The sequence below is a fragment of the Pantoea sp. CS_6 genome (assembly GCF_041954745.1).
Classification (GTDB): Bacteria; Pseudomonadota; Gammaproteobacteria; order Enterobacterales; family Enterobacteriaceae; genus Pantoea; species Pantoea stewartii.
Map to the genome: position 1 here is coordinate 89508 of NZ_JAVAYG010000012.1, position 25467 is coordinate 114974.

25 protein-coding genes and 1 riboswitch are annotated in these 25467 nt (G+C 49.4%); of the genes, 10 read left to right on the plus strand and 15 right to left on the minus strand.

Annotation, left to right across the window (positions count from 1 at the left end):
• The 4 genes from thiS to RAC90_RS17555 all read right to left on the minus strand — a co-directional run bounded on the left by thiS (position 1) and on the right by RAC90_RS17555 (position 2451).
• Positions 1-198, minus strand: coding sequence for a sulfur carrier protein ThiS (thiS, locus tag RAC90_RS17540; RefSeq protein ID WP_006122036.1), 198 nt, complete (start codon positions 196-198; stop codon positions 1-3).
• Entirely contained in the window at positions 183-1127 is a 945-nt protein-coding gene (locus RAC90_RS17545; RefSeq protein ID WP_375124581.1) for an FAD-dependent oxidoreductase, read from the minus strand. Before RAC90_RS17545 ends, thiS begins: the two co-directional genes overlap by 16 nt.
• Before the next feature lie 138 nt (positions 1128-1265).
• Positions 1266-1385, minus strand: a riboswitch (TPP riboswitch).
• A gap of 77 nt (positions 1386-1462) precedes the next feature.
• Complete coding sequence (locus RAC90_RS17550) at positions 1463-1783, minus strand: AzlD domain-containing protein (RefSeq protein ID WP_058702491.1); 321 nt, start codon at positions 1781-1783, stop codon at positions 1463-1465.
• A complete protein-coding gene (locus RAC90_RS17555) occupies positions 1780-2451 on the minus strand; it encodes an AzlC family ABC transporter permease (RefSeq protein ID WP_193750325.1) in 672 nt (223 codons plus the stop codon). The genes RAC90_RS17550 and RAC90_RS17555 overlap by 4 nt, the downstream gene beginning before the upstream one ends.
• A gap of 96 nt (positions 2452-2547) precedes the next feature.
• Here RAC90_RS17555 and RAC90_RS17560 point away from each other — a divergent pair, with 96 nt between their 5' ends.
• The gene (locus RAC90_RS17560; protein WP_006122031.1) at positions 2548-3096 is read left to right on the plus strand and encodes a helix-turn-helix domain-containing protein; all 549 of its coding nucleotides are present in this window, start codon (positions 2548-2550) and stop codon (positions 3094-3096) included.
• Positions 3097-3108: 12 nt separating this feature from the next.
• Here the strand turns inward: RAC90_RS17560 and RAC90_RS17565 are convergent, their stop codons facing one another.
• The 4 genes from RAC90_RS17565 to RAC90_RS17580 are packed head-to-tail and all read right to left on the minus strand — an operon-like array spanning position 3109 to position 7755.
• Entirely contained in the window at positions 3109-4521 is a 1413-nt protein-coding gene (locus RAC90_RS17565) for an ABC transporter ATP-binding protein (RefSeq protein ID WP_058708867.1), read from the minus strand.
• Positions 4506-5297 carry an ABC transporter permease gene (locus RAC90_RS17570; protein WP_058702494.1) on the minus strand — a complete coding sequence of 264 codons (792 nt, stop codon included), beginning with the start codon at positions 5295-5297 and terminating at the stop codon, positions 4506-4508. The genes RAC90_RS17565 and RAC90_RS17570 overlap by 16 nt, the downstream gene beginning before the upstream one ends.
• Positions 5294-6229, minus strand: a complete 936-nt coding sequence (locus RAC90_RS17575) for an ABC transporter permease (protein WP_058708868.1) — start codon at positions 6227-6229, stop codon at positions 5294-5296. Before RAC90_RS17575 ends, RAC90_RS17570 begins: the two co-directional genes overlap by 4 nt.
• A complete protein-coding gene (locus tag RAC90_RS17580) occupies positions 6229-7755 on the minus strand; it encodes an ABC transporter substrate-binding protein (protein ID WP_058708869.1) in 1527 nt (508 codons plus the stop codon). The genes RAC90_RS17575 and RAC90_RS17580 overlap by 1 nt, the downstream gene beginning before the upstream one ends.
• 220 nt (positions 7756-7975) lie before the next feature.
• On the opposite strand from RAC90_RS17580, the gene zigA reads away from it, so the two are divergent.
• Positions 7976-9208: a zinc metallochaperone GTPase ZigA gene (zigA, locus tag RAC90_RS17585; RefSeq protein ID WP_058702497.1), complete on the plus strand. Its 1233-nt coding sequence runs from the start codon at positions 7976-7978 to the stop codon at positions 9206-9208.
• 125 nt (positions 9209-9333) lie between these two features.
• On the opposite strand, the gene RAC90_RS17590 is transcribed toward zigA, so the two are convergent.
• Positions 9334-10704, minus strand: coding sequence for an aldehyde dehydrogenase family protein (locus tag RAC90_RS17590; protein ID WP_058708870.1), 1371 nt, complete (start codon positions 10702-10704; stop codon positions 9334-9336).
• A gap of 459 nt (positions 10705-11163) precedes the next feature.
• On the opposite strand from RAC90_RS17590, the gene RAC90_RS17595 reads away from it, so the two are divergent.
• The 3 genes from RAC90_RS17595 to RAC90_RS17605 all read left to right on the plus strand — a co-directional run bounded on the left by RAC90_RS17595 (position 11164) and on the right by RAC90_RS17605 (position 16114).
• A complete protein-coding gene (locus RAC90_RS17595) occupies positions 11164-12093 on the plus strand; it encodes a RepB family plasmid replication initiator protein (protein ID WP_375124582.1) in 930 nt (309 codons plus the stop codon).
• A gap of 1842 nt (positions 12094-13935) precedes the next feature.
• A complete protein-coding gene (locus tag RAC90_RS17600; RefSeq protein WP_039339560.1) occupies positions 13936-15135 on the plus strand; it encodes an AAA family ATPase in 1200 nt (399 codons plus the stop codon).
• A gap of 7 nt (positions 15136-15142) precedes the next feature.
• A complete protein-coding gene (locus tag RAC90_RS17605) occupies positions 15143-16114 on the plus strand; it encodes a ParB family protein (RefSeq protein ID WP_058702499.1) in 972 nt (323 codons plus the stop codon).
• Positions 16115-18589: 2475 nt separating this feature from the next.
• On the opposite strand, the gene RAC90_RS17610 is transcribed toward RAC90_RS17605, so the two are convergent.
• Together RAC90_RS17610 and RAC90_RS17615 are read right to left on the minus strand one after the other, a co-directional pair.
• The gene (locus RAC90_RS17610) at positions 18590-18961 is read right to left on the minus strand and encodes a RidA family protein (RefSeq protein ID WP_054634059.1); all 372 of its coding nucleotides are present in this window, start codon (positions 18959-18961) and stop codon (positions 18590-18592) included.
• Between the two features lie 22 nt (positions 18962-18983).
• On the minus strand, positions 18984-19319 hold the full coding sequence (locus tag RAC90_RS17615; RefSeq protein WP_375124583.1) for a hypothetical protein: 336 nt from the start codon (positions 19317-19319) through the stop codon (positions 18984-18986).
• 320 nt (positions 19320-19639) lie between these two features.
• Here RAC90_RS17615 and RAC90_RS17620 point away from each other — a divergent pair, with 320 nt between their 5' ends.
• Complete coding sequence (locus tag RAC90_RS17620; RefSeq protein WP_054687858.1) at positions 19640-20365, plus strand: YoaK family protein; 726 nt, start codon at positions 19640-19642, stop codon at positions 20363-20365.
• A 327-nt stretch (positions 20366-20692) separates the two neighbouring features.
• Positions 20693-20887 carry a hypothetical protein gene (locus RAC90_RS17625; RefSeq protein ID WP_072193608.1) on the plus strand — a complete coding sequence of 65 codons (195 nt, stop codon included), beginning with the start codon at positions 20693-20695 and terminating at the stop codon, positions 20885-20887.
• A gap of 77 nt (positions 20888-20964) precedes the next feature.
• On the opposite strand, the gene RAC90_RS17630 is transcribed toward RAC90_RS17625, so the two are convergent.
• The 4 genes from RAC90_RS17630 to RAC90_RS17645 all read right to left on the minus strand — a co-directional run bounded on the left by RAC90_RS17630 (position 20965) and on the right by RAC90_RS17645 (position 22595).
• The gene (locus RAC90_RS17630; RefSeq protein ID WP_033742340.1) at positions 20965-21219 is read right to left on the minus strand and encodes a biofilm/acid-resistance regulator YmgB/AriR; all 255 of its coding nucleotides are present in this window, start codon (positions 21217-21219) and stop codon (positions 20965-20967) included.
• A gap of 142 nt (positions 21220-21361) precedes the next feature.
• Positions 21362-21649, minus strand: a complete 288-nt coding sequence (locus RAC90_RS17635; protein WP_033742341.1) for a hypothetical protein — start codon at positions 21647-21649, stop codon at positions 21362-21364.
• A gap of 164 nt (positions 21650-21813) precedes the next feature.
• On the minus strand, positions 21814-22059 hold the full coding sequence (gene ycgZ, locus RAC90_RS17640) for a regulatory protein YcgZ (RefSeq protein WP_033742343.1): 246 nt from the start codon (positions 22057-22059) through the stop codon (positions 21814-21816).
• A 227-nt stretch (positions 22060-22286) separates the two neighbouring features.
• On the minus strand, positions 22287-22595 hold the full coding sequence (locus RAC90_RS17645) for a hypothetical protein (RefSeq protein ID WP_240156271.1): 309 nt from the start codon (positions 22593-22595) through the stop codon (positions 22287-22289).
• A 352-nt stretch (positions 22596-22947) separates the two neighbouring features.
• On the opposite strand from RAC90_RS17645, the gene RAC90_RS17650 reads away from it, so the two are divergent.
• The 3 genes from RAC90_RS17650 to sitC are packed head-to-tail and all read left to right on the plus strand — an operon-like array spanning position 22948 to position 25465.
• A complete protein-coding gene (locus RAC90_RS17650; RefSeq protein ID WP_269750711.1) occupies positions 22948-23805 on the plus strand; it encodes a metal ABC transporter substrate-binding protein in 858 nt (285 codons plus the stop codon).
• The gene (locus RAC90_RS17655) at positions 23802-24620 is read left to right on the plus strand and encodes a manganese/iron ABC transporter ATP-binding protein (protein ID WP_133745708.1); all 819 of its coding nucleotides are present in this window, start codon (positions 23802-23804) and stop codon (positions 24618-24620) included. Before RAC90_RS17650 ends, RAC90_RS17655 begins: the two co-directional genes overlap by 4 nt.
• Positions 24617-25465 (plus strand): iron/manganese ABC transporter permease subunit SitC, encoded by an 849-nt coding sequence (sitC, locus tag RAC90_RS17660; protein WP_162286562.1) that lies wholly within the window; start codon positions 24617-24619, stop codon positions 25463-25465. The genes RAC90_RS17655 and sitC overlap by 4 nt, the downstream gene beginning before the upstream one ends.
• The last annotated feature ends 2 nt before the right edge of the window (positions 25466-25467 follow it).

A 25467-nucleotide genomic window follows, 5' to 3' on the forward strand; every position in this document is an offset into this window, starting at 1 on the left:
TCAACCTCCCTGCATCGGCGACAGCACTTCCAGACGGCAGTTGGCCTCAAGCAACTGTGAAGCATAGCGCTCTCTGGGAACAAAGGTTCCATCGAGGGCACTGGCCACACAGCCAGCGTCAATGCCCTGCTCTTCTAACAACTCCGCAAGCGTCCCGGCTTTCGTCTCGATAGCACGACCATTTAGTTCGATTCGCATAGTAGTCTCTCTGTTGCAAGTTGATGCATGAGCTTTTCGGCCATAACCGGTGCCAGCAAAAAGCCATGGCGATACATGCCGTTAATGGAAAAGACACCGTTTTCATAACGCACGTCGGGCAGGTTGTCGTGATAAGCAGGACGTAACCCCGTCCCGCTTTCGATAATGCGCGCTTCGGCAAGCGCAGGATGAATGCTGTAAGCAGCGCTCAGCAGCTCCATCATGGCGCGCGCGCTGATGGGGCTGGTATCCTGACTCTCAACCATGGTGGCCCCGAGCATAAAGTGCCCCTGCGCCCGGGGAACCAGATAGCAAGGAAAACGGGGATGCAGCAGGCGTAAAGGCCGGGAAAACGTGATCTCATCCGTTTGCAGGATTAGCATTTCGCCCCGCACCGCACGCAAGGCTGGCTGTGCCTCACGCGCATGAATACCGCGGCAATCAATAATGCGTCCGCTGGGCTTGCCAGCGTGAATAATGACGCCCGCGCTGACCAGACGTGCACGTAACTGTTGCATTGCCTGACGCGGATCGAGATGCGCTTCAGCCGGGAAAAATAATCCCCGGGCGAAGCGGTTTTCCAGCGCGGGTTCGATGTCACCTGGCGCAACCCACTGATGCGCTGTGGTCATGCTGGCAAACCGGGTAAGTTCAGCGCTGTCACGCGGTGGCGCGAGCACGAGTGTGCCCTGCTGTTCAACGCCACTTATGCGGGCCGCCCACCACGCTGCAGCGTGCTGTCCCCATTCAACGACCTGCTGAGGCGCACTTTCTGCCTCACACCAGGGTGCCAGCATGCCGCCAGCCCAGTAGGACGCCGCCTGACAATTCGGTTGTGTAATGACTTCAACCTTCTCGCCGTGTTCGGCCAGTAACGTCGCGATACAGAGTCCGGATACACCGCAGCCCAGCACTGACCAGCGGCTCATTGTCCGCCATCCTGATGGGGTAAAAACGGAATAAGGATAGTCACATTGGCCTCTCTGTTAGCTCTCAGAGACCCGCGATACAAGAAGGGAAAAAGCACAAGCCTGACAGAAACAGGCTCTGCGGCAAGCATCTACGCGATGCGCAGATGCCCGTCTTCCTACGCCAGTATCAACTGGGTCAGGTTCTAAGGGTCGCTAAGCCGCGCATGGCGCTATTAGCCTCTCAGTCTCTCTGGCGAGACTCCCCTGACGGGTTCTAGTTGTATTTTAAGCGACGCTGTTCGTCAAGGCTGACACGCAATTTATCGCCGGGTCCGGCAAGATAAATAGCGCATTCAGGGTACACCCATGTAGCGCAACAACGCCGTCATGCAGGCCGCGCCCAGAATAATGAAAATCAGCGGAGCTCTACGCCAGGCAAGGAACAGGGCAAACCCGACGCCCATCACTCTGGCCATCCCTGCAAAATGCTGGCCTTCAAACAGCGTGGTGGTTGCCGCAACCGCAAGCAGCAGTACAGTGGCAGCATCGGATAACATGTTTTGGGTTCGTTCACTGACGGGCAGACGATTGCCGAGTTTAACACCCGCGAAACGGATGGCGTAGGTGCCAGCAGCCAGCAACGCAATACCTGCAATAATCATGGCGTGATTCATTTGCGCGATCTCCATGTAAAGAGGCCCAGCAAGGAAAACAATACGGGCATACCGGCAGGTACGAAAGGCGTGACCACCAGCGACAAAAACGCACCAGTCATAGCAGGAATGCGGGTGCGCGCTTTGCGTAAGGCAGGAAAGATTAGCGCAATCAGGATCGCGGGAAAGACCGCATCCAGGCCGATAGTAGACACATTCGGAATAAACTGCCCTATCGCCGCGCCAGCCATTACGGTCACAGGCCAGATTACGCCAATACTGATGCCGCATATCCAGAATGCCTGGCGACGTTGCGCCAGCGTAGGCTGGGAAATGCCAAACACGACACTTTCATCATTCATGATGTGGCATCCTAGCAGACCCCGTCTGCCCTGACCGACCAAATCCTTGACAGTGATACCAAAAGGAAGATGACGCGCATTGACCAACAGCCCCGCCGCTGCCGCCGTGAGAGGACTGCCACCGCCCGCCACGATACCGATAAACAGGAATTCAGACGCCCCCGCCAGCACCAGCGTCGATAACGCCAGCGGCACCCAAAACGGAAAACCCTCTGCAAGAGCGAGCGAACCATATGACAGGCCTACAATGCCATCGGCAAGACAGACAAGGAAAATGGCTTTTATCACGCCCTTGTCCAGAGTCTCTTTTTTATCCAGCACCACGATTAGCTCCCATAACGAACGATATACCCATTATAATGAACGGACCGCAGCAGTATTACAAGATGAACGATACGTTCGCCATAACGAACAGGATGCAGGATGAGTACACCCATTGATATTATCGCCAGCAGTTTAGTCAGAGAGCGCCAGCGGGCAGGACTGACTCTCGCAGAAGTCGCGCGTCGGGCTGGCATAGCAAAGTCGACCCTTTCTCAACTTGAGGCGGGGAACGGTAATCCTGGCATTGAGACGTTGTGGTCACTTTGCGTTGCCCTGAATATTCCGTTTGCCCGCCTGATGGAGCCGGAAGCGAACCGCCTGCAGGTTATTCGTCGCGGTGAAGGCCCTGCCGTTGCCGCCGAGCAGGCGGATTATAAAGCCGTCCTGCTGGCAACCTGTCCGCCCGGCGCGCGACGGGATATCTATCTGCTGCACATCCAGCCCGGCAGCGAGCGCCGCTCGCAACCGCATTCGCCGAATACCATTGAGCATCTCATCTTGACTCAGGGACGCGCGCTGGTCGGGCCCACAGACTCGCCCGTCGAACTGGCACCGGGCGACTACATCAGCTATCCCGGCGACACTGAACATATTTTTCGAGCGCTGGAGCCGGATACGCTGGCCGTGCTGGTCATGGAGCACATCTGAGGGTGCTCTGCCTCAGTCATCAGGCAGGCTAATCGCATCAAGGGAAATGACCCGATGTGCACTCCTTTCAAGTAGCGTGAGATCATGACTGACCAGCAGAATGGCGCAGCGTTGCTGCATGGCCAGGTCAGTCAGTAAGGCCAGCGTCTGTTGCTGAACCACAGGATCGAGACGCGACGTGGGTTCATCGGCAAACAGGAACACGGGATTCAGCAACATCGCCCGAAGCAGCGAAAACCGCTGAAGCTCACCGCCTGACAATCCTGAAGCCGGACGGTGTAACAACGCCTGTCCGAGCCCCAATTGCCGCATCCGCTCATCACGTCGCCTCACCGGGATTGTGTGGCGCTGCAGCAGATCGTCGATGATCTGGGCCATAGTGATATCCGGTGGAAAAACCGCAGAAGGATCCTGGTATAGTTTTTGATAACGCAACGGATGAAACCTACCCGGTCGGGTTATCGTTCCCTTATCGGGCTTAATCAAGCCCGACAGCGTATCTCCCAGGCTGCTTTTGCCACTGCCGCTCTCACCATAAAGCCCAACGATTTCACCGGCGCGAAAGCATAAATTTACATTGCGGAACAACGTTTTCCCGGCGCGTTTCAGAGTAAGCCCTTCGGCCCGTAATACGAGGGTGTCATCACAGGGCAACAACGTGGCCGGTGGCCAGGCATGGGGTTCAGCGGCCAGCAACTGTTTCGTATAAGCCTTCTGCGGCGCATTCAGGACTTGCGTGGCATCCCCCTGCTCAATCACCTTTCCCTTATGCATCACGACAATGTCACCGCCTAACTGTCTGGCCAGCGCGATATCATGGGTGATGGTCAGCAAGGCTTCGCCGCGGGCTACAGCCAGGTTGAGCATGTCACCAATTTCGTCCCGTCGCGCCACATCCAGTCCTTTCGTCGGTTCATCCGCGATAAGCAGAGTGGCACCACCCGCCCGCGCAGCGGCAAAGCACACCCGTTGGGCCATTCCACCGGAAAGCTGCCAGGGGAAACGCTCTGCCGCGTGGGCCAGCCCCAGCGAGTCCAGCGCCAAACCTGCCGCCTGCTGCGCGCCCTGACGCGTGAACCCCCGTATGTACCGATAACCCTCTTCTGTCTGGCCTTTCACACGCATCGTCGGATCAAGCGCCAGCAAGGGCTCCTGAGGTAAAGCGGTAATACGGTGTCCCCACAGCGCACGGAGTGCTGTCAGATCGGTTTGCAGATTATATTGCTGCCCGTCAATGACTACCGTTCCTTCAGCGCGCAGTCCGTCGGGTAAGGCGCCGAAAATCGCCTGCGCAAACAAACTTTTTCCCGATCCTGTCTCACCAATGAAGGTGACGGGCCTGCCGGAATGGATGATCAGACTTATAGGCTCAACAATGCAGGTATCCGCGAAGACGGCGACCTGTTTGATTACGATGCTTGCCATTTGCGCTCCTTGTTGACCAACAAATTCAGCCCCACCAGCAGGATAAACAGCACAACCACAGGCTGTAGTAATAGCCAGGGCGCTTCCCAGGCATAGGGGAACAGCTCCGTCATCATCAGGCCCAGCTCAGGTGTGGGTGGACGAACGCCAACACTGATAAATCCCAGCGCCGATACGGCCATAATGGCATTGCTGAATGCATAGACGGTCAATGTCAGTAATAACGGAGACAGGGCCGGCCAAAGATGTCGGCGAAACAGATAAACAATGGAGAAGCCAAGCAGTGAAGATGACTGAACGGCTGGCGACATGACCACAGGCCGCAGCGTGGCGCGCGTCACACGGAAAAACTCCACCCACAGTACCAGTGAAAGTCCCAGCCATAACATGAGTGGTGCGTCAGGTGCGATTGCGGCGAGCAGCAGGACTAACAGCAGGCCCGGCAGCGCCAGACACATGTCGGCCAGCATACCGAAAAGTCGATCGACCCATCCGCCGTACCAGGCGCTGGCTATTCCCGCCAGCAGCCCCATGAGCATTGCTGTAATCACACACAGGGCCGCCAGCCCCAGCGACAATCGCAGCGCCGCACTCAGGCGCGCCAGCATCGAGCGCCCTAAATGGTCATAACCCAGCCACGCGTTACCCGAGGGCGGCGTTAACATCTGCAACAAATCCTGCTGCAGGGGATCGTTCTGATTCAACAACGGCATCAGCCACGCAAAGGCCAGCAAGGTTAAAATTATCACCAACCCCGTTTTTTGGCGGTACGTCATACGCGTTTACCTCGGGGATCCAGGACATAACACACAGCATCGACAAGCATATTTAAGGTGACAAAGGTCAATCCCAGTACCACCGCACTGGCCTGAATCACCGGAACATCCCGGGCAAAAATCGCATGTACCAGCGCGTGTCCGACACCTGGCCAGGCAAAAAGAGTTTCGATCACCACCACACCTTCCACTAACCAGACGAATTGCATGCCGATCCAGGTGACGACAGGGACACTGAGATTGCGCAAACCATGTCGCCAGAACAGGTGCGGCGCGGAAAGGCCCTTTTGCGCTCCCCAGCGATACCAGCCTGCTTTCACAGCCTGACAGGTTGCCTCGCGGACAACACGCGCCCCTACCGCGCTCAGCGTTAATGCCAGCGTCAGCGCCGGGAGGATGAAATGTTGCCCTTCCCCATGCCCCGCACTGGGTAGCCAGTTCAGGCGCAGCGAAAACAACATAATCAGAAGTAAACCCAGGGCAAAATGTGGAATCGATTTAAACGTGGGTGCCAGCACGTTAATGAGCCGATCAACAACACTGCCCGGCCGACATCCTGCCCAGACCCCCGCGGGAATAACGAGAATCAACATCATCAGCAGTGCTACCCCGGCCAGAGCAAGGGTTTGTGTTAACTGCCAGCCCAGCTCACTGCTGACCGGTTCCCCTGAGACGAGAGATCGCCCGAAATCGAAGCGCAGCAGATCCCACATCCAGTGCCATAGTGCATTTCCCTGAGCGGAAAAGTCCGTCAGCTGTTGCTGCACGCGGATAACCGCCGCCAGGTCGACCCGGTCATAACCATATCGTCCCGACGCAATGCGCCAGGCCATATCGCCCGGTAACGCCTGTACTAAAACGAACGTTAAAATACCGACGGCAAAAATCACAAAGGCAGCCTGACCCAGGCGCCAGACGAGTTGTTTAAACATTATTCCGCCCATTTCATCTCACGCAGGCCAAAATGGCGTTCAAAGGGATCCAGTTTTACGGCGGCAAGCTTCGCGTTTACTGCTGCTGACTGCTGGTACCAGGCAACCGGAATAACCGGTAAATCACGCTGTAATGCGGCGGTGATGACCGCTCTTGCCTGCTGTCGTTGATCGGGATCGTTGCTACGTGAAAGCGTGCTGAGCGCCTTATCAAAAGCGTTGTCGTGCCAGTTCATTGCGCCCCAGTCACCTCCCTGCGAACCGTAATCCTGAAGTAGCGTGCCGCCAGGATCCGGCGTCAGGGCGAAATTACGGGCATAGAGCGCCATTTGCAGGCTGCCATCATGATGACGCGCGGGTATCTCACTGGAATTGGTTGAATTGATGATGACCTCGATCCCGACCTCTCGCAGTTGTTGCTGAATGACCATGGCGATTAAGGGCAGCTCGGGGCGATCGGGATATGTCAGCAGCGTGAGGGTAAAGCGCTGGCCAGCGCGGGTTAACATGCCGTCCCGGCCGGATATCCATCCGGACTGTGCCAGTAAGGCGGCGGCACGCTGAGGAGCATAATCCAGAGGCTGTAAAGATGCGTTGTGCCATCCGGCCATAGAGGGCGGGAACATCTGTGTTGCCGCACCGGGATAGCGTAATATGGCCGCAGCCAGCGCATTCCGATTGATCGCCAGGCTGAGCGCTTCGCGCGTGGTTTGCTCCTTCAGGAACGGATGAGCGACGTTCAGCTTCAGCATCACCGTACGGGGTACGGAAACGGTAAGCACCTGTAGTGAACTTTTGTGTGACAAGCGCTGACGGCTGGCGGCGTCCAGATTAAAGACGTAATCCGCATCACCACTTTCTGCAAGTAATGCGCGCGTTTCAGCCCGACCTGCGGACAAATAACGGGCACGTTCAATGCTGGGTTTCTCTCCCCAGTATCCTTCAAACCGTTTTACACTCAGTGACTGAGGGGGCTGGAAACTGACGAGCTGGAAAGGGCCACTGCCGATGACGCGTGAAATGGTATTGGTATCGTCCCAGGAATTCAGCGCGAGGATTTGCGAACGGCTTTCAGCCAGCACCGCCAGCAGCGGCGTGAAAGGCTCGCTCAGCGTGACCGTCACCCGCCGATCTTCTCCGCTGACCGACGTAATGGGTGCTTTGTCGAGTAAACCCGGCTTGCTGCGGGCGGTATTCAGCGATTTTACGACGCTCTCAGCAGTAACAGGTGATCCATCATGAAAATGGGCGTTGCTCCGCAGCGTAAAATGCCATTGCAGCCCATCGGGCGAAATGTCCCAGCTTTCGGCTAACGCGGGTACCGCCTTACCTTTCTCATCCGTTTCCACCAGCGTTTCCACCACATCCATACGAAGCAGAATGTCGCCTGAAAGGGCGGGATCGGGACCTTTAATCTCGAAAGGCGCGGCGATGCGAACGGTCGGATTGCGATCGGCGTAAGCACTTAATGACGCAAAAAGCAGGCCAGTAAGCGTACCGAAAAACCAGTATTTGAATTGTGTCATGATATGTCTGTTTACCACATAATGTTTCCCAGAATTAATTATGTTATAACATAACAATTAAAATATGAACCCGTTTAACGCTCAGCTAGTCGCATCAGCCTGCTCGCTTTCAGTCTTAACAGCAAAGAAATGGAAACCCTGAATCCAACAAAGCATATTGAAAATGGCCGCTAATTTGTTATGTTATAACATAATGTATTCGCCATTTAAGGATCACTTCATGTCAGGCCACTCTCTTTCATCGCCCACAGACAAACGTTTGCCCGTTTGCGTGCTGTCCGGCTTTCTCGGGGCAGGCAAAACCACCCTTCTCAACCATATCCTCAATAACCGTGAAGGCAGGCGCATCGCCGTGATTGTCAATGACATGTCGGAAGTCAACATCGATGCGGCTTTAGTACGTAATGGCGGTGCGGCATTGTCTCGTACGGATGAAAAGCTGGTGGAAATGAGTAACGGCTGCATCTGCTGCACGCTACGTGAGGATCTTTTGCTGGAGGTGAAACGGCTGGCGTCGAAAGGCCGTTTCGACCATCTGGTCATTGAATCAACCGGCATTTCTGAACCGCTGCCCGTTGCCGAGACGTTTACCTTTGCCGATGAAGAAGGTGAAAGCCTGTCGACGGTGGCAAGGCTGGATACCATGATCACTGTTGTGGATGGTTATAACTTTCTTCGTGACTACCGTTCCCTGGACTCCTTACAGGCGCGTGGCGAATCACTGGGCGAAGAGGATGAGCGCTCGGTTGTGGATTTGCTGATCGATCAGATTGAATTTTGCGATGTTTTGATCGTGAACAAAACCGATCTTATCAGCCATGAGGATCAACGCACGCTCAAAGCGATGCTGCACAGGTTGAATCCACGGGCGCGCATTATCACCAGCCATTTTGGTAATGTTCCGCTCGATCAGGTACTGGATACCGGCCTGTTTGACTTTGACCAGGCCGCTCAGGCACCAGGCTGGCTAAAAGAACTTCGCGGCGAGCATCAGCCAGAAACAGAAGAGTACGGTATTCGTAGCTTTGTCTATCGCGCAAGGCGTCCGTTTCATCCTGAACGATTCTGGCATGCGGTTAATCATCAGCTTGAGGGGGTGATCCGTTCGAAAGGTTATTTCTGGCTGGCCAGCCGTCCTGAATATGCAGCGTCGTGGTCTCAGGCGGGTGCGATAGCCCGGCATGGCTATGCAGGCAGCTGGTGGGCCAGTATCCCGCGTGATAAATGGCCACAGGACAGTGAATCCCTCGCGTTTATTGCCGACAACTGGATAGACGGGACGGGCGATGCACGACAGGAACTGGTTTTTATCGGCATCGATATGGATGAAACGGCAGTGCGTGCTGCGCTTGATCACGCATTGTTAACCCCTCAGGAAATGGCGGCGGGGCCGGGATACTGGGTGACGCTTTCCGATCCCCTGCCCGGCTGGTTCGATGACGCAGAATCGTAACGGATCTTTTTCTGCAAAGGATCCTGTTTTGTGTCAGGCAGAAATCAATGTTGTTATCCGATGGGAAAAGACAGTAAGCCGGCGCACTGCTGCGCCGGTAGACTCAGGGGATAATAAAATAGTGGTTAGCGCCGGTTTTTCCAGACTGTCTGAATATTACAGAACTCATGGACGCCAAAGTGCGATAACTCACGACCATAGCCACTCTTCTTCACGCCACCGATAGTCACGCGTGGATCGGATGCACCATTGCCATTGATAAATACAGCACCCACTTCGAGGTTTGCCGTCATCTGCTCAGCACGATCGGTGTTGTTCGTCCATACCGTTGCACTAAGTCCGAATTCGCTGTTATTAGCGATTTCCAGCGCATGATCCGCATCACGGGCGACTGCGATAGCGGCGACAGGCCCAAAAAGCTCTTGCCTGAAGGCTGTCATGTCACTTGTTACATCAGACAGGATCGTCGGTGCATAATAATTGCCCTGCCCTGCTATTTTTTCGCCACCTAACACCAGACGTGCACCTTCACGCAGACTCGCTTTGACCTGGTCATCCAGTTCATCGCGGAGATCGTAACGGGCCATTGGGCCAATGTACGTTTGTTCATCCAGCGGATCGCCGATTTTAAGCGCCTTAACGGCTTCAACAAAACGCATTTCAAACGCTTCCGCAATCGGCGCTTCAACGATAAAGCGTTTCGCTGCCATACAAACCTGCCCGGTGTTCTGGAAACGGCCTGTGACTGCGGATTTAACGGCTTCATCAAGATCAGCATCGGCCAGCACGATGAAAGGATCTGAACCACCTAACTCCAGCACGGTTTTTTTCAGCGCCGCACCCGCCTGGGCAGCTATAGCGGCACCCGCCCGGACGCTGCCTGTTACTGCAACCGCTGCGATGCGATCATCCCGGATTGCGGTTGAAACGCCTTCGTTATCAACGTTTATCAGGTTAAAACCGCCTTCAGGCAGATCTGTAGCATCGAACAGCTCTGCCATCAGCATTGCGCTTCCCATGACATTAGGGGCGTGTTTCAGCAGATAAGTGTTACCCGCCAGCAGCATCCCTACAGCACCGCGCAGAACCTGCCAGAAGGGGAAATTCCAGGGCATTACCGCCAGAATAGTCCCGATTGGCCGGAATGACTGCCACGCATCGGGAATCTGTGAGGGTTGGTCTTGCAGCATGGCAGGGCCAAATTCAGCGTACCAGTCACACAAACTGGCACATTTCAGGATCTCTGCTCTTGCCTGTGCAACAGGTTTACCCATTTCCAGGGTTATCATTCGCGTCAGTTCTGGCTCACGCTGGCGAAGTTGTTCGCTCAGTTGACGAAGTACGTTGACACGCATGTCCATGCTGCTTTGCCGCCACGCTTTACTGGCCTTGGCACTTGAGTCTAACGTCTGCTCCAGTTCAGAAGCGGTTTGCATTGGATATTTTGCAAGAATTTCACCCGTTGTGGGATTACGGGAAATGGCAAAGTCAGTCATGATCGTGATCCTTATTAATGACGAAATTCTGTCACCATACGCCGTCGTAATGCTGATGAAAAATGAATAATAGTGATGAACTTGTTTCTGAAAAATGAAGGTACAAGTGAGTGCGTTTGTCCGGGACGGGTGGCAGTTACCTTATCTTTTTTAAAAAAAACGCTATTCAGAGAAACATCACTATGATCTGTTATCGCTGAGTTATCCACTTATACAGTGAATAGTTCCTATATAACGATCATAGAGAGATCCATAATAGATCCAAAGAGATCCCCGATCGCTGCAGGCCGCGCCACACAAGGGCTGAGAGGGGGTTGGTGTTCACTGTAATCAGCAAACTATTCACTGTAATCAGTACTTTATTCACTACACACTGTAGAAAGTTCACTATAATCAGTGCTAATGTTCACTGTAATCAGAAAACGATCCTTTTCATCCACAGAATGAAGATCTTATCCCATGGCAGACAAAGATAGTGAAAACAAAGCGTTACTAGAGCCTTTTCTGTCTGTGACTAAAAACAGCGGTGAAGTTATTCAGCTTCATCCCAATAAGAATAACACTGTTCAGCCTGTTGCCTTGATGCGACTGGGACTGTTTGTACCAACGCTTAAATCCACCGCGCGCGGGATTTCAGGCGCGATGGCGTCCACGGATGCGACGAAAGAACTTAAAAACCTCTCGCTGGTGAAAGCGGAAGGGTATGAAAAGATTACCATCACCGGTGCCAGGCTGGATATGGATAATGATTTCAAGACATGGGCAGGCATCATCCAGTCTTTTTCGCGTTATCCTACTCAGGGCGATACGGTCACGCTGCCCTTTATCGATTTCGTTAAAATGTGTGGAATACCTTCAGCAAACTCTTCTGCTGCCTTACGTAAGCGGCTTGATGCATCCCTACGGCGAATTGCGACCAATACGCTGTCCTTTGAAGGAAACGGTAAGGCCTATCACACGCACCTTGTTCAGTCTGCCTACTATGATCGTGAAAAAGATATTGTTCGCATACAAGCTGATCCCAAGCTTTTTGAGCTCTATAACTTCGATCACAAGGTTTTACTTCAGCTACGCGCCATCTCCCGTCTGAAACGTAAAGAATCGGCTCAGGCGCTCTATACGTTCCTTGAGAGCCTTCCCACCAACCCTGCGCCTATATCACTGGCACGCCTGCGTATGCGCCTGAATTTAGGATCTAAAATTACGACGCAGAACCACGTTGTGCGACGCGCAATGGAGCAGCTTAAAGAGATTGGCTATCTCGACTATTCTGAAATCAAACGCGGACGCTCTGTGTTTTTCATTATCCACAGCAGGACGCCTAAACTGGATGGTATCGGCAATCTTGAAGGTATTGATACCCTTGAAGACATTGAATTTGAAGAATAGCGCGCATTTACTGTAATCAGTAAGTTTTGCGTTGCAGTGTCACTTTTAACTAAAAAGTGACACTGCACGCCAGTTCATATACTTCTTTCACTCCTTACCTACAATCATTCACTGTAATCAGCGGCATTCACTATAGTCAGTAACGCCGCTGAAGTTATGCTGTTGGAACGTCTGCCATCTGATTTTATTTTAATAATATTTCAATGACTTATAAGTAAGCGTGCGCTTACTATTATTTTATTAATTTTCTGCTTATCCTTTTTTGCCTCGCCTTGCTGATTACAGTGAATACTGGCTGCGTTTATTCGCGCCCTGCCTTTCACTGATTACAGTGAACGTTTGTGGAGAATGATATAACTGATTATAGTGAATATTGTTATTAATTAATTGATTTTATTTGTATTTTTTTTGGGTTAGACAACGCAGGGTTGAACACGTTGGCATTAATGAACAATCACACTAAAAAAGTGACAGGGTTAGTGGAACGCTGATTACAGTGAATGTTATGACGGGTTAAGCCGACAAAATGCATTTACTGATTCCAGTGAATCTGTCCTCTGTTCGTCACGAGGTTCCTGCTGATTACAGTGAACGTTCCGAAGTTAGATCCAGATTACTGACGGTGGCAGCTACGTTTACTGATTACAGTGAACGCTATCGACGTGTCATGGATGGACCACAATGTCAGGCAGCGGCTGATTCAGATCAGGGCGTTTACTGATTACAGTGAATGTTATTGGAAAGCGTATCATTCTTATAGCCTTTCCAGCCTGATGCCATGAGCATTTTCTCCTTCTGAAGGCTGCAAGTGTTACTGATTACAGTGAATATTCAGGGGACCGGGCTGATGAAGCCTCTTCCGGACTTCTCTACCCGACAACAAAGACTGCCACGCTGGTATGGGTTTTCTGCTACTGATTACAGTGAATGTTTACGTCATTCCCCTTCCCTGTTTATTTTTCGCTAAAGGCTCGTCACGGTCTGTATCGCTACGTCTTTATCGCCAGGCCCGGCCTTGAAGCTGGCCCGGCATCGCTTACTGATTACAGTGAATGTTTTAGTCGATGCCTTTCCACATCTGTTGCGACAGAAGCAAGTCGTGTGGCAAATAGCGGCATCTCTGTGGTCAGGCTTTTCATCTGCAGGCAACTGGAAGGGATACTGATTATAGTGAACATTGCGGATGTATATGTTCGCTCTGTCAGATTTTTAGAGAGTTAGCATTGAGACACAGCTTGCTTCAGTGAACACAGGATGGGTCCAGAACGCCCCCGCTGAGTCTGAGTAACAGATATTGATGCTGAATCACCTGCTGTGCTGTTTTAGCTGTCTGTCATCCTGATTCTGGCCACACGATCGGTGCTCATCCTCTACTGAATACAGTGAATCTTTTACTGATTACAGTGAACGAATGCAGGTTAAAAGGCACCTGCTGGTCAGATGCCAGTTAAATACATCTGCCAGCAGTGACGCCACAAGCGCGGTAGCTGCTGACCCTCTGCTACGCAGTTTTGCGCTCATGTGATCGGCGGGCTTTACTGATTACAGTGAATGTTCGCTTCTCGTTGTACGTACTGACGTTCTACTTTTATTTTAGAAACCGAGCGAAGATAGCCTCACGGTATCTTTGTCCAGTTGTATGGGCAAGACGGATTAAGTTCATCCTCCTGTATAGTCCACTCCTGAACGCATCGCAGATGCTTATTACAGTAAATTATGTGTATAGCGTCACATAAATCATAAGTTCAGCATTAAACACAGGATAGCGTTTATAAGATAAATTCTTGCCCGATGTGCAGGATTTAGGTATAAAGTCGTAAATCCTACATATCTGGAGTAAGTATGGCTAACGATGACAGTCAGGTCATGAAAGTTGCTCAGCGTTCTGAACGGATGCTATTGAGCCTTACTGAACAAATTCAGGCGCAAAAGCTTGAGTTACAGGAAAACAGTTATTACCAGATTTATGCGAAGGCTGCGCTGGCTAAACTGCCAAAATTAACCCGCGCCAGTGTGGATTATGCTGTCAATGAGATGGAAGAAAGTGGCTACCAGTTTGATAAGCGCGCTGCGGGAAGTTCGGTCAAATACGCCATGTCCATACAGAATATCATTGATATTTATCACCATCGCGGTGTACCGAAATACCGTGATCGCCATCCTGAAGCCTTTACTTTGTTTGTCGGAAATTTAAAAGGCGGCGTATCTAAAACCGTTTCGACAGTTTCTCTCGCGCATGCGCTTCGCGCTCACCCTCACCTGCTCTATGAAGACCTGCGCATTCTGGTTATCGATCTTGACCCACAATCCTCAGCAACCATGTTTTTAAATCATGAACGCTCAGTCGGTTTAGTTGAGGCTACGGCCGCGCAGGCCATGCTACAGAACGTAAGTCGTGACGAGCTGGTGAATGAGTTTATCGTATCGTCCATCATACCAGGCGTGGATGTGCTGCCCGCCTCCATCGATGATGCGTTTATTGCATCTAGCTGGGATGAGCTCTGTGCCACGCATCTTCCTGGACAGAATGTTCATTCAGTGCTTTATGACAATGTTGTCTCAAAACTCAAAAAAGATTACGACTTTATCTTCATCGACAGTGGTCCCCATCTGGATGCCTTTTTGAAGAACGCGATTGCTGCTTCTGATCTTCTGATGACGCCGGTGCCGCCTGCACAGGTGGATTTTCATTCCACTCTCAAATATCTGACGCGTTTACCTGAGTTGATTGGCATCATTGAAGAATCGGGGGCAGAGTGTCGCCTTCAGGGAAATATCGGCTTTATGTCGAAACTCTCGAATAAAGCTGACCATAAGCTGTGTCACAGTCTTGCTAAAGAAATTTTTGGCGGCGATATGTTAGATGCAACGCTTCCGCGACTGGATGGTTTTGAACGCTGTGGAGAGTCATTTGACACCGTTATATCTGCCAATCCATCCACCTATGTGGGCAGCAGCGAAGCGTTAAAAAATGCGCGTTCTGCCGCTGAAGATTTTGCAAAAGCGGTTTTTGACCGCATCGAATTTATTCGCCTGAACTGAGGTTTTTATGAGTGCAAAAAGAATAACGATTGGTCGAACCTTCAGCCAGACGCCGTTAACTACCGAAAAATCCTCTGAACTCCCCTCACAAACCTTTGTGCTTTCGACGGGGAAACGCGCCGTGTTCAGGTTTAATCATATACCTGCCAGCGAAGTGGCTGCTAAAACCTTCGTAAATATGGAAACCAATGGTCGCGACCAGTCTGGTCTCACACCCGATTCATTACGCGACATTATTCGTACCATCAAACTCCAGCAGTTTTTTCCTGCCATTGGTATCATGCATGACGAACGTATCGAGATACTGGATGGTTCAAGGCGACGGGCCGCAGCGTTGCACTGTAAAACCGGTCTTGATGTGTTGGTTACCGATGCTGCAATCACGCCCGATGAGGCACGCAAGCTTGCACAGGATATACAGACGGCGCGCGAACATAATTTACGTGAAGTCGGCATGCGTTTGCTTGCGCTTAAAGAAGGCGGACTTTCACAAAAGGAAATTGCTGAAAATCAGGGTCTGTCTCAGGCTAAAGTGACCCGTGCATTACAGGCGGCGAGTGTGCCTGCCGATCTGATTTCACTTTTCCCCAATCAATCTGAACTGACTTATCCTGATTATAAAGCTCTGCTCCAGGCTTCAGACAAGCTCAGTGAAACAGGGCAATCAGTTGATGCATTGATTAATGCGATTTCTGCTGAAATCGATGTGGTCAGAGCGCGTGAAAATTTAGCTGAAGATGAGCTAAAGAATAATATTCTTCGCTTAATCCGTCAGGGCAGCCAGACGTTGATTAAAGAGCCCGAAAAAGACAAAACCACTGCCATTGCGCTGTGGTCTTTCGCAGATAAAGATCGTTTTGCGCGTAAAAAAACGCGAGGAAGGATGTTCAGTTATGAATTTAATCGCCAGTCTAAAGAGCTGCAGGATGAGCTGGATAAAGTGATATCAGAAACCCTGAAAAAATTCATGACACGATGAGCGTCTAACCCTGACCAGGCAAATAGTCTTTGCCTGGTTTCATTCCTCCCTTCCTGCTTTGTTTATGCTGCTATTTACACTCGCAATTTCAGGCTGAAATCGCCATCTTAGAGTCTTCCGTGTCGATATTAATATACTGAAAAATAATATATTTTTTATCTCGGTGCCGTAAAATTTCGCCCGAAATTCTGTTTCGGGTCTTGGTTGTGCTGGTCGAAATTATGCACGATCTGTAAGACTGTAATGAAAGCCTGACGCTTACAAATCAGGTCTCAAACCCATCTTATGGGTGATATTTGTTCAACCGCTTCCGCATTTATCAGCTCTACAGGCTTTCTCTCGACTGTTCGTACTAAAAGGAAAGTTTGAAGGAATGATGGAATGCTTTAATGTTACACCATGACGGCGATAAATTTGCGATTTTCTCTTACATCTACTTGTATTATATAGCTTTTGTTTTGGCGATTTCACCCTGAAATTTTTCTAAATCTGCCAGCAATGTAAACCTCATTGATATGAGCTGACACCATATCCTGACTAAACTTATTTGCCGCGAGAAAATCTGATAAACAATAAAATTATCAATAATGACGATATACAGAAAATATCCCTTAGTTATCCACAGAAAAAGTGGATAACTAAGGCTGTGATGGATAAATCACTCTGAATGATGATGTACTAACGGGAAAGTGTTTGGTAATGAGTAAGCCAAAGTTGTCAATGCATGGCACCATCAAGACTTTGCCCGCATCTCTCTCACACACTGATTAACGCCCTCATCCCTTCTTCCTTTAAAAGTGAAGCCTGTAGTCGACCGCACACTGTAGGACTGGCGCCAGCGAGTGAGGAAAGGTGAGACAAATGATATCACCCCGTTTTCTGTAAGGCGCTGTGACTTATGATGCAAATTCGTGGTGTATCAATAAAAACCGCTTAAGTCTGCGGGTTGCGTCAGTATCATTGCTGCTGAATCGGCCGCAAAACGTTTCAGGCACCTGAATACAGGTGACACATTCATTGGCTTGAATCTCACTTTTTGAAAACGAAGAAAGGCTCATTACATCTGCTCCAACTAATCATGTTCAAAAGGACAACGCGATGAGAGCTCAGATTTTAATATTGAATTCACTGTAATCAGTATTCTGGTGCCGTGAGCATGTTGCTCAGGCTTTTACGCTTGCCGATGCTTCACACTACAGATTACAGTGAATCACTTGCCACGCATTGATACCGCTGTTAGTCAGGAATATGTCGTTTACTGATGGCGCGATGCGCAGCCTGGGATGAGTATGGCACTGACATGAGATCTCTCGCTTAGCCTGAAGGGGCTGTGTGTAAAAAAATGCAGTTGATTACTGATTACAGTGGACGCCTGCTACATGTTCACTGTAATCAGTGAGTAAAATGAGTTTGGCGATTTCAGGCTGAAATTTGGTCATCAACCTTTCCGGGCGGACGCTAAAAGCTAAGCCGTGGATGCGGTTACGCGCCTGAGTCAGTATTTTACCACTCATCACGCTGAAACTGACTCGCATCGTTATTGAAGAAATACAGAATTAATATAATCCGGAAGGCCGCAAAGCGAAATCGGGTAAAAGTTAAAATTAATAAATCACGGCACTATAAAATGCGCGTCCAGCTATGATGATCGTGACATTTTAGCGGCTTGCTGCATATCGCAAGCCTGCGGTACCCGTATTGCTGTCCGTGAATCATGTTCAGCGCGCATTGTCTGTCAGGCCAGCTCAATGACCTTAATATCAAGCGATTTAAAGCTGACACTTGCCTCGATCTTAACATCGCCGCCGCATCGCTGTTATCCGTCCTTTTTATCTGTTCTTAAAATAAGCGTGCCAATAACGCAGTCATCTGTTCACGCGAACTGATTACAGTGAATACTCAAACATTCACTGTAATCAGTGCTTCTCTTTGGCGATTTCAGGCTGAAATTCACATGTCATGGGTTTCTGAATGAATCCCTTATACGCAGGCCCACGCGTAATTCAAATTAACTAATCAGGTTCCTTTTGGCAGGCTCAGCCAGTTTTTCTGAATGAGTAAGCCTTATGCAGATAAACCGCAATCCTGGTTATGACAGTTATGCGACAGGCTGAAAGTGAGCTGCGAAACGTCAACCACTCGGAGCAACGACAATGTGGCATATCTGTATGGCATGTCAAAAAGCTTTCATCGGTATGAATACAAGCGCGATCGCTGCAATATTAATAGCCAGCCAGCATCTTTCGCATTGAGCATGCCTGAAAACCAGATATCCAAGGGGAGAACTATAAAAGCCGGCGCCATAAGAGGAATATCACGCCAACGTGCAGAGCAAACGTGTAACGCACTTATCTGAAGTGATGGGATGTCAGAAAAGGATGGGAGATGGAAATACATTAAGAACATGCTGTGCGAAAAGCATGTTCTTACCAGTTGGTGACATTACACGTATGAAACGGGCAAGGCGAACTGTTCTTAAAGTGCAATGACCGCCTCAATTTCAATCAACAATTCAGGTGCAAAGAGGGCGCTGACCTGAACCAGTGAGCTGGCCGGAAGATCACTCCCATAGCGTTTGAACAGCACCTTTCGAAGCGAATCGATATCAACAAACGAGGTAATAAAAATGGTCACCTTGATCAAATTTTGTAACGACGTTTGCTCAGCGTGGGTAATAACTTCAAGCTGATCAAATATCGCCTCCGCCTGAGCAGCTATGTCATGCTGGCCTGCTGAGGTGCCGTGTGCCGTGAGGCCTGAAACATACAGTGTTCCATTATGGCTGACGGCGTGAACATATGGCGCTGTTATCTGACCCAGCGCAGCGTAATTTTTACGTTGCAACATGATTAAGTGTCCTTTTGCGTAATCATTTATTGGTCATGATCAACTCTCGGCACTGACGACTGTCGTGGCTGGCGGCCTGTCGCTGCTGCTCTGGCGTCAGATTTTTCCACTTAGCGATAACGCGTTTGGCCAGTCCGGGAATAAAATGAATTTTTTGCAATGCATAGTCAGAATTACTGCCTTCAATGACAGTGCGCATTGCTTTGTATAACTGTTGTTCATTTTGCTGGGGCACCGCGCAAAGCACTGAAACATAATAAGCCTCGTGTTCAGCATCATAATGTGGGATGAGCCACCAGGCCAGACAAACAAATATAATAACCACAGGAATAATAAATTTACGGTGACTTCTTTTCATGACTTGACCTTGAAAATCTTACATATGGCTTGTGAAGGATTAATTCAGGGGGCGTATCCTGCCATAAATTGGCAGCAGTGTTAAATACATCAGAAAAAGGGATGCAAAGAAAATTTTTGCTGATGCGTAAAAAAATCTGAAAAGTCTTTTGAATTTTTTACATGTAATCACGATTCCCATAAAGCACATAAATATCAGTACAATTAACAGTTTACCCATGCAGACTTGTCTGTATTTAGCGCTGCGTTTTTTAAACTCTACTATGATAAAAATGTATAAAAGTAAAATCATCAATGGTGTAAAAACAGTAGGGGAATCGGGTGCTGATAAAAAAGAAGAAGTTGCGTTCACATACAGAAGACCGTTATCTTGCTCTGGCATTAGCCACAACCGCCGGGATACTGAATGCGATGGCACTTGGCGCATTTGGTTTTTTCCCATCACATATGAGCGGAAACACCTCTCAAATTTCTACTGAAGTTTTTACGTCAGATTTTGACAGTTTGACATTCCTTGCCGGGTTAATCGCGGCGTTTGTTATTGGATGTACAGCGGCAAGATTATTTATCATAGCTGGAGAAAGGCGAAAAATCAGAACGGTTTTTTGTCTGATCATTCTGGCTGAAGGGATAGCGCTCACGCTTGCTTCGGTTTTCGAAAAACTTTTCTATTCTCCCAGCTATAATGATGAGGTCTTATTGATACTGGCATTCCTGATGGGAGTGCATAATGCGACGTCAACCCAACTCTCGAACGGCCGTGTCAGATCAACCCATATCACAGGGACGCTTACAGATGCCGGTATTGCACTCGGAACGTACGTGTCATCGTTTGTTTCTCGTGCCGAACCCTGCGACAGACGTTTTGCTCAAAAGCAGTTACACACGCATCTGACTACCGTTTTTTCATTTTTGTCGGGCTGTATTGTCGGGTTAATTCTTTTTAAAGCTTATGCATTCAATGCGATGATTGCATTAGGTATTTTTCTGATCATCCTGGCAACATGTGCAATCCTCATCGCCTTAAATAATGCAAGGAAGTTTTAACATCTTATTTCATTGGGCAGCGATTAAGCTGCCCTGTCTTTGATATCACCCGAAAGCTACCCCCTCAGCACTAACGTAGGCATCATTAAATTTTCTTCTTATTCTGCCGTGTCATGAAATATAAATTTACTTAATGTCGTATTTTGTCAACTTATTCGGGGAAGGAAATTTTGCCAGGTATATTAATTCAAAAAGATATAACCCGGAATGAAATCAAGATCATAACGCAATACTACCGCTTCGCTTACATTATATTTCGGTAATCTTCTTTGTTTTTAACATTATAAAAATGTTAGTCTGTATATATATACACCAGTTGGAGGTTATGTGAATAACCATGAAGACAACGATATTCGTGCGTTGATTGGAGAAGTAGTCAGTGAGCTTTTAAAGATGGGCGAGCCCGTGCAGTTTCATCAAATTACAGATGCACTATTTCGTATGAGTCAGGACAGCGGTGATAAGAGAGTTAAACTTCTTTGCAAGCGCGCCATCCATTTTTTTGCGCGTAAAATGCATTAATGTTTATGGCTATATCAAGGTGTTGCAGGGTAGGGGGAGCCAGGAAATGCTAATGATTTCATTTCCTGGCATGAACATTAAATGCCTGCGTCGTCCGGAGTACGGCCTACGACAATCTCCAGTGTGTTGCGTAACAGTTCAATCTGAGATGCATCGTCAGTGCACTCCAGTTCAGCAATTAAGTACAGAATAATAGCTTTATTCGTCACCCGCTTCTTATCGCTGACAATGTTTCTGATCACCCGACCAAGCAATTCAGTTTCTTTGGCGAGGTGATCGCCCTCACTGCGGAAAAATTCGATGATGGCTAAATCTGATGTGCTCTGTTGCATAGTCTCAATTCTCTAAGAAAATTGTCAGTTGAATAGCAGGAAGTCAGCCGACAGTATTATTATTTATCAGGGTTAATCAGGTAACTTACCTGTCTGCAATCACACCGCATCATTGCCTGATGACCAGCCACAAACATTAAGCTCAGTGCTTTTTAGAACCTTCAGGCGGACCATCATTGTTTAAACGGTGCTTATCACGTTCTGAAAGATCCACTCTTCGACGACTGTTTGCAGAAGCCATTCCTTTTTGCACTTCAACGATGGCAACTTTAATCGCACGCAGTCGTGTTGCATCTTCCGTTTCGCCCGCCATCACCTCAAGCTGGGCAATTAATGCATTGCTGGAAATCGGACTTTCGGACTTGAGTAAGGTCAGCACGGCCTCACCTATCATCACATCCGTTATTTTTTCTTCTTCACTTCTGTACATACTGGCTTCTCTGATTACGAATGTGTGGCCATAGTCCGGTCACGATGACGGGGACAGCTAACCTTCCCGCGTCAGCTGTGGACAGTACACTCCCTGTGACTAAACGCAGTACTGTCCGATCAGAATTTACTTTAAAAACGAATTAACGATTAATGCAAAATTTATCAGCCTTCACGGCTAAACAGCAAACCAATCAGGGCCTGATAATGCTGCTGTTGTTCTGATGAAGCGCACCCATCAAGACGATGGAGAAGTTTACTGCAGATAGCTTTACGAGAGAGCGTTTGACCAGCGCGCAGGAGTTCCACAACAATTTCGCCCAATGTTTCCTGCTGAGAGGGCTGGCTGGCCTGGTTAAAATAACGGGCAATGTCGCTGGTATTATCCGGTGCATGTCCGTTCTGACGCATGCTCATATCCTCAAGTGGTTAAAATATACTTCGCCGCTAAGCGAAAGTTATACATGTTTTAAAAACTTGTACAGAATTTTGATGATCTTGAAGGAATATTTTTGTGCAAAAAGTGCTAATTGAGGTAAAACAGAGGGTTATAGAGGTTGGCGTTTAAACTTTTTTAACAATTATGGCGTGCGGTTAAGCTTGTTTCCCACCAACAGGGATGAAAAACAAGCTTATTACTATTTAAAGAAAATATCATCATAGTCATTGTCAGAAGACGCTGAAAAAGGGTGCTTGCGTGCAGACCAGCCTGTGCCGGCAGACGACCGTGCACCGATTTTTCTGAATCCCATTAGCCACTTTGTTGCATCGGCCAGTTGTAGAAGTCGTTTTTCATCAACTTCAGATTCTTTCATTACCCTGAGCTCATCCACCAGGGACTCAACACTTACGTCCTGATTAATTGCTATCAGGTTCAGAGCGGCCTCGCCAATGATAGTGTTAGTCAGATACTGTTGTGAAAGTAGCAAAATAACCTCCTTTGGCATGTGTTCCACATTTGTAATTTTAGCAAAGAATACAATCCGCCTTACCGTACAGCGCTGTTTGTACGCTTACACGAACTCACTGCACCTGTTTAGACAGAAAATCTGCATTAGCTGGAGAGGGGTGGATCTATTTTTTACTCTTTAAAATAATGAATTACATACCTCCTGTCAGAAAAAATGAAACTTCCATTCATTTCATTAAAAAACTTCACAAAGTGTTTCTGTCCCTGATTTATAGCTTGTGCTATACAAGTTAGCACGAGCTATATTTGCGCATTAAGCTGAGGACAGTACGATGAACAGGTTTAAAAGGTATTGGATAACCGCGCTGAGTGTCATGCTCGGTGTTGCAATGACAACAAATAGCCATGCCGCTGAAAAATTTAAAGTTGTAACGACATTTACCGTCATTGCCGATATGGCAAAAAATGTGGCGGGGGAGGCGGCTGAAGTAACATCCATCACTAAGCCCGGAGCCGAAATTCATGATTATCAGCCGACGCCCGGAGACATAAAGCGGGCTCAGGGGGCGCAACTGGTGATGGCTAACGGCCTGAATCTTGAGCTATGGTTCCAGCGCTTTTATCAGCACCTGAAAGGCGTACCTGACGTTGTCGTTTCTGCCGGAATCGAGCCCATGGGGATAGGGGAGGGGCCTTACAATGGCAAACCCAATCCTCATGCGTGGATGTCGCCCGATAATGCACTTATCTATGTCGACAATATTCGTGACGCGCTGAGTAAATATGATCCGACCAATGCCCAGATCTATGCACAGAACGCCGCTGCCTATAAGCAGAAAATCATCGCATCGCTTGAGCCTTTCCGAAAACAAATCGCCGACATCCCTGAGAACAAACGCTGGCTCGTGACCAGCGAGGGGGCATTTTCCTACCTTGCGCGCGATTTGGGGCTTAAGGAACGTTATCTCTGGCCTGTCAATGCCGATCAGCAGGGGACGCCTCAACAGGTACGCCAGGTTATTGACCAGATGAAGAAACATGCCATTCCCGTTATTTTCAGTGAAAGCACCGTATCGGATAAACCGGCTCGTCAGGTAGCACGTGAAACACAGGCGCACTATGGCGGCGTTCTGTATGTCGATTCTCTCAGTACCGCCAGTGGACCCGTACCAACGTATCTGGACTTACTTAAGGTCACCACTCAGACATTAGTGAAAGGCATTAATGATGGGATGAAAAAACAATGACGCCGACAATTGATGTTTCTGACCTCTCGGTAATCTACCGCAATGGCCATATTGCCCTCGACAAGGCCAGTTTTTGCGTGCCAGCCGGTTCCATTGCCGCATTGCTTGGCGTCAATGGCTCGGGGAAATCAACGCTTTTTAAAGCGCTGATGGGGTTCGTTCCTGTCCGTGCAGGTACGGTCAGTATCCTCGGTATGACAACGCGACAGGCCTTACGCCGTAGTCTGGTGGCTTATGTGCCGCAGGCAGAAGAGGTCGACTGGTCTTTTCCTGTCCGGGTTGAGGATGTTGTCATGATGGGGCGTTATGGTCACATGGGTCTGATGCGCAGGCCCAGACAACAGGATCGTGACAAAGTCATGGCTGCGCTCGGACGGGTAGATATGCTCGAATACCGGGAGCGGCAAATCGGCGAGCTCTCAGGCGGTCAGAAAAAACGTGTCTTTCTCGCCCGGGCCATTGCTCAGCAGGGAGAGGTAATTTTACTGGACGAACCTTTTACAGGCGTCGATGTAAAAACCGAAGCCAAAATCATTAGTCTGTTGCGTGAACTGCGCGATGAAGGGAAAACCCTGCTGGTCTCAACGCACAACCTCAGTTCGGTGGTGGCGTTTTGCGACTACACCGTGATGGTCAAAGGTACCGTTCTGGCCAGCGGGCCGACGCGCACCACCTTTACACAGGCAAATCTCGAACGGGCATTTAGCGGTGTACTTCGCCATGTGATGGTTGAGGGTGAACTACGTGAGGTCATGGATGATAAGCCTCTTTTACCCGCATCGCCTGACAGGCGTTCAGTACGAGGTCAGCCATGACGCTATTATTTGAACCCTTCAGTTATCAATATATGTTGAATGCCATGTGGATTGCCGCAATGGTGGGTGGATTGTGTGCCTTTCTTTCATGCTACCTGATGCTAAAAGGCTGGTCGCTTATCGGCGATGCGCTGTCGCACGCTATCGTGCCGGGCGTGGCAGGCGCGTACATGCTGGGGCTTCCGTTTGCCTTTGGTGCATTCCTGTCGGGGGGATTAGCGGCGGGGAGCATGCTAGTGCTGAATCAGCGTACACGTTTAAAAGAAGATGCCATTATTGGTCTGGTATTTTCTTCGTTTTTCGGGTTAGGGCTGTTTATGGTTTCACTGAATCCCCTGTCGGTGAATATTCAAACCATCATACTGGGCAATATTCTGGCTATCGCCCCCGCGGATATTGTTCAGTTGGCTGTTATCGGGATCACGTCTGCCACGATTTTATTTTTCAAATGGAAAGATTTAATGGTGGCTTTCTTCGATGAGAACCATGCTCGCGCCGTGGGGTTACAGCCGGGACGGCTCAAAATACTGTTTTTCACCTTACTTGCAGTTTCAACCGTAGCGGCATTACAAACGGTTGGGGCTTTTTTAGTAATCAGTCTGGTGGTAACACCGGGCGCAACCGCATGGCTGCTGACCGATCGCTTTCCACGTTTACTGGCTATTGCTGTCGCCATCGGCAGCCTGACCAGCTTTGCGGGTGCCTGGGCAAGTTATTATCTCGATGGTGCGACAGGAGGAATCATTGTGGTGGCCCAGACGTTGCTGTTTCTGCTGACTTTTGTGTTTGCACCTAAGCACGGTTTACTCGCGAACCATCGGCGTCGCCGGATGCAGGAGATATGATG